This window comes from Ginsengibacter sp., assembly GCF_057362405.1.
The window spans coordinates 1-5,468 of sequence record NZ_JBMQQG010000183.1 but is presented as its reverse complement, the minus strand read 5'-3'; the positions used below and the strand labels follow the sequence as shown (position 1 = coordinate 5,468).

The 5,468-nt window shown below is 40.2% G+C and carries 3 protein-coding genes; all 3 read left to right on the top strand.

The genetic code is table 11. The features are described from left to right. Positions 1-295 precede the first annotated feature (295 nt). Positions 296-2,926, top strand: a complete 2,631-nt coding sequence (locus tag ACO1O5_RS15940; protein ID WP_486271947.1) for a glycoside hydrolase domain-containing protein — start codon at positions 296-298, stop codon at positions 2,924-2,926. 2 nt (positions 2,927-2,928) lie between these two features. After that, the gene (locus tag ACO1O5_RS15935; protein WP_486271945.1) at positions 2,929-4,593 is read left to right on the top strand and encodes a glycoside hydrolase family 172 protein; all 1,665 of its coding nucleotides are present in this window, start codon (positions 2,929-2,931) and stop codon (positions 4,591-4,593) included. 140 nt (positions 4,594-4,733) lie between these two features. Then, positions 4,734-5,468, top strand: a 735-nt coding sequence (locus ACO1O5_RS15930) for a hypothetical protein (RefSeq protein ID WP_486271943.1), incomplete at its 3' end; no start/stop codon positions are given.

Here is a 5,468-nt window from a genome sequence, read left to right as displayed (position 1 = left end):
GTTGCATCTGCCGTGGTATTTGATTTTAGCAGATGGTTTGCAAACAGGAAGGCACCTGCTGGAAGTGAAAATAGTTTCAACTAAAGGTGAACCTGGGGGCAACGCATGCCGCATTGTACACTTCCTCGTGAATAAATAATTGGGGAATAGAAAAATGAAAAATAGAAAAGAAATATATCTGCCATGTACAAAAATTTGTTGTCAGGTAAATCGCGGCAATAAGTTTTACGCGGTTAGTGATAATGCCTTAAGTGCAGGAAATGAGTCTGTCTATCTTTTTTAATATACAACTACAATGCAAAAAGCTCTCGCATCACTTCTGTTATCTTTTCTTTTTTTTAACGCTAATGCGCAGCATGAGACAGACAATTTTATTTCTACACAGGATGCTGCCCGGCAGTATGATCAACAGTACCCACAGCCGCTGCTGTTAGTTTTTCCTGAAATAAAAGAAAAGCCAATCAAATGGGATGATTCACTTCGTTTAAAGTGGTTGAAAAATAATTACGATGTCACGCCATATATTTTGCATGCGCAGCCGGGTGAATATTTTGTATTTCAGTTAGCAGCGTGGGCCGTAGCTGAGGATGTGAAAAATGTGCAGGTGCATTTTTCGGATTTAAAAAGCGATGGCAACAAGATAATCACCTCCGGAAAAATCACCTGTTTTAATACAGGAGGAATCAATTACCAGGGCAATCCTTTTACAAAGAGTATTAATATACCGGCAGAAAAGGTTCAGGCATTATGGATAGGAATCGATCTTCCTGCAACTGCAAAAGGTACCTATAACGGAACGATTTCTGTTTCTGCTGACGGTGTCAACGCAAAAGAAATAAAAATTAAATTAGAGGTTGGCGGAAAAATAGTGGCTAACCATGGGTTCAATGAGGGCAAGAGTTTATCCCGGTTGGCCTGGCTTAATTCAACCGCAGGGATAGATAATAACATTACTAAAGGCTATATCCCCGTAAGCAGGTCAGGCAGCACCCTTCATATTTTAGGCCGCTCTATGAAAATTGGTGCAAATGGCTTACCTGAAAAGATCACTTCTTATTTTTCGCCATCCAACCAGTCTGCTTCTGCAAAAGGAGATGATATTATTGATACGCCGTTTCATTTCATTGTTGAAAAAGAAAACGGTGAGATTATTCATTTAAGTCCTGGTAAGATTCAATATACAGGACAAACTTCTTCGGCTATAAACTGGAAGGTTATTAATACTGCTGCTGAATGTGATATCGTTTGTGCGGGTACGTTAGCGTATGATGGCTTCGCAAATTTTCGTCTACAGCTAAAAGCAAAAGAAACCATTCATATAAAAGATATCCGGTTAGAAGTTTCAATGGATAAAGATAAAGCTACCTACATGATGGGATTAAACAAAGAAGGTGGCTTGAGACCTAAAGACTGGCAATGGAAGTGGGATAGTACAAAGAACCAGGATGCTTTGTGGACGGGCGCTGTAAACGGGGGCCTGCGAATAAAGTGGAAGGCTGAAAATTATGTGTTGCCGTTAGTGAATATCTATTACAGTTTTGGTCCACTGCATCTTCCGCCTTCCTGGAGCAATGATGGCAAAGGAGGCGTGCATGTTTATGAGAAGGATAACACCGTTATGATCAATGCTTATTCAGGCGCACGCGAAATGAAGAAAAATGAGCAATTGAATTATGATTTTGAATTGCTGATTACGCCTTTCAAAACCATGAATAAAGAAATTCAATTTGCTGACCGCTACTACCATTCGGACAAAGATGAAAGTGCTTCTTTCATCAGGGCAGCAGATAGTTTGGGTGCGAATATTATTAACGTTCACCACAAGAAAGATATCTATCCTTACATCAACTACCCGTATGCAGATGCAAATGTGAAAGATTTGAAAGGCTTCATCGACAAAGCGCACAAAGATGATAAGCGGGTGAAAGTCTATTATACTACCAGGGAATTAACGACCAATCTTCCCGAGCTATGGGCCTTTAAAAGTTTAGGTGGTGAAGTGATTTATCCCGGCCCCGGTAATAATGCCAAAACATTGATTCATCCTAACGGGCCGGACCAATGGCTGAAAGATAACCTGAGGAAGAATTATATTCCGGCATGGGTGGCTAATTTTACCACCGGTAAATATGCAGGCACACGGGATTTATCTGTAATCACCACACCTGACAGCCGGTTAAATAATTTTTATATAGCAGGATTAGATTGGATGACGAAGCATTTGAAAATCGACGGTATATATATCGATGATTGTTCCCTCGATAGAATTACGATTCAAAGAGCCAGGAAAATTTTGGATAATAACCGCCCGGCTGCGAGGATAGACATGCATAGCTGGAATCATTTCAATCAATATGCCGGGTATGCGAGTTGTTTAAATCTTTACATGGATTTGCTTCCTTATGTTGACCAATTATGGATTGGTGAAGGAAGAAATTACAATACGCCACCCGACTACTGGCTGGTGGAAATTGCAGGAATTCCTTTCGGTTTGCCCAGCCAAATGTTGGAAGGAGGAGGAAATCCCTGGATGGGAATGATATATGGTATTACTAACCGGGCAGGCTGGATCGGCAATCCGCCCGACAATATCTGGAAATTCTGGGATCAATATCATATTCAGCAAAAAGAAATGATTGGTTACTGGGATGCAAACTCACCGGTAAAATCTTCTAATGATTCAGTGAAAGTTACCGTGTACAAAGGGAAACAGCAGTCCATTATAGCAGTCGCCAATTTTGGAAATACAGATCAGTTCACTTCTCTCAAAATAAATTTTCAACAATTAGGATCGAACCAGGCAAATGTTTCCTTTCACATTCCTTCGATATTAAGATTCCAGGATGATCAGCAACTAAATTCATTGGAACAAATTAATGTACGGGCAGGAAAAGGTTATTTGATTGTTGTAGAAAATAAAAAGTAAGCATGATTATTTTGAAAAATATAAAAATTACATTATCGCTTCTTGCATTGTTGTATCAAATAAATATAAATGCACAGCAGGTAACGATACAATCATTATTAAAAGAAATGGCCTGCAGAAACTGCCTTGCCAGGTATCCATTTCCTGCCTACGCTTCATTGCAGGCCAGCAGTTATAACCGGGTATCCACTGCAAGGAATGCTCCGGGATGGTTTGCCGACAGTGATGGTACTGGTTTCATACGGACAGAAGAAAAGAATGGGAAGACAGAATGGGTAGTGATGGAACATGATGGCCCCGGAACGATTACTAAAATGTGGGCGCCTTATTTTTATTATGGAGGACTTGATGACCTGGAAGGCCCCAATATTAATATCTATTTGGATGGCTCGGATACACCGGTTATCAGCGAAAATTATTTCAAGCTCATTACAGGCAAAGGTTCAGTTCCTGCTCCTTTTGCGGAGGTAACAGCAAGGGCCGGAGATTGTTATTTGCCCATCCCTTTTGCCAAAAGTTGTAAAATTACATTTGATAAAAAGCCTTTTTATTATATTATAAATTACAGGAGTTATGCAAAAAATATTGTTGTAAAAACATTCAACATAGGCCAGTTGAAAACAGTTCTCCCGCTCATGGATGAAATAAGAAAATCTCTTTATTCAGTGTACGCTGATGAGGCCGGTGTTTCGATTAATACGAAAGGAATTTTAGGAGCCGGAAAAGAACTCCATTTGAAAATAAGTAAGGCTGGTGCAATCAATCAACTACAAATTTGGGTTGATCCGGTTCAAATAAAAATACATCCCGAACTACTTCGTTCAGTTGTTTTAATTGCAAAGTTTGACGACGAGCAAACCGTATGGACACCATTAGGCGACTTCTTTGGCAGTGCCAATGAATTAAATCCTTTTCAAACCTGGACCAGGACAGTAAATTCATTGGGCCAAATGATTTGTACCTGGGTAATGCCATTTAAATCATCTGCTGATTTTTATATTAAAAATATAAGCAAAACAAATATTGATATTGAAAATTTTGAGATTAAATACGGCAATTGGAAATGGGATGAACGATCCATGTATTTTCATGCAAACTGGCGAAGCGACGATGTAGTACAAGGATCTGTTTTTGAAGACTGGAATTTTATAGACATCAGGGGTAAAGGAATATTAGCGGGTGACGCATGGACGGTGCTTAATCCCGACTATGGCTGGTGGGGGGAGGGTGATGAAAAGATATATGTGGATGATGCATGGGATAAAAAATTTCCAACTCAATTTGGCACCGGTACCGAAGACTATTATGGTTGGGCAGGCGGCGAAATTCCGACTAAAGATGATGTGTTTAGCCATCCTTATTTAGCCAACATAGAAGTAGGATCAGCCACCAGTAAAAGACGAGGTGTTCGTGGATTTAATATTTGCACAAGAGTAAGGGCATTGGACGCAATTCCATTTACTAAAAGATTAGTATTTGATATGGAAGCTTCTCCCGGTGTAGATATCCGCAATCCATGGGATTACCTGGCTTATTCCTCCGTTGTATTTTGGTATGCACAATCCGGTGCAGTAAGCAACAGGCCTCCATTGCCCCGGCAAGCTGCTGAACCTATTATTACACTTCATAAAATTGATAGCATGGAGGTTGAAAGTAAAAAAAAATAATATTTCCCTTTCATTTTGCTGCAGCTAACGGTGGCATTAGCCACGAGAGCAAACAGTAGAATGAAAATTCATCTTAAAGTAATGTTTTAATAATTTTTATTTTTTATATGACACGTTTATTATTTCCAATCTTAGTTTTTTTGTCCGCAAATTGTTTAGCCCAAAAAGCGGCAATCATCCATGTGATTCCGCATACCCGGACCACCGTGGTTTGCAATCCTAAAACAGGTGCCAATGCTTATGATAAGTGGGGCGTATTTCCTTCGCCGAAATTTCCTGTGAGGAAAATTATGATGAATGTTACGCTCGGTAGTCCGGATAGTTTGCTCACTGCGCATTGGGATTACCTGGATCATATTTACATCAGGCGAAAAGGAGGCGTAAATGGAAAACAGGTTAACTATGAATTGGGCAGAATGCTTACTCCTTATGGAAGTATTTACAACAAAGGCTGGAGCTGGAAATGGAAGGTAGATGTTAGTGACTTTGCTCCATTGCTGCGGGATAGTGTTGAGATCGAATACGTACATTCCGGTTATGAGGGTACAACAGTTGGCTGGGCACTAACGATTGATTTTGAAATCATGTCTGGTCCACCGGTAGTTGTTCCGTTGGGCATAACGCCTCTTTGGAACGATAGTTATAAATATGGCGATCCGAAGGAAAAAATTGAAGATAAATTATTACCCATCACTTATGAATCGGTGAAGGGCGCAGCCATCAGCAGGATACGTATTCAACATACAGGGCATGGGATGGATGAGCCAAAAGGTTGTAGCGAGTTTTGTTCAAGATGGCGGCAGATTAATGTTGACGGTACCCAGGTGGATTATCGAAACCTTTGGAAAGATTGCGGTAACAATCCCCTGTATCCG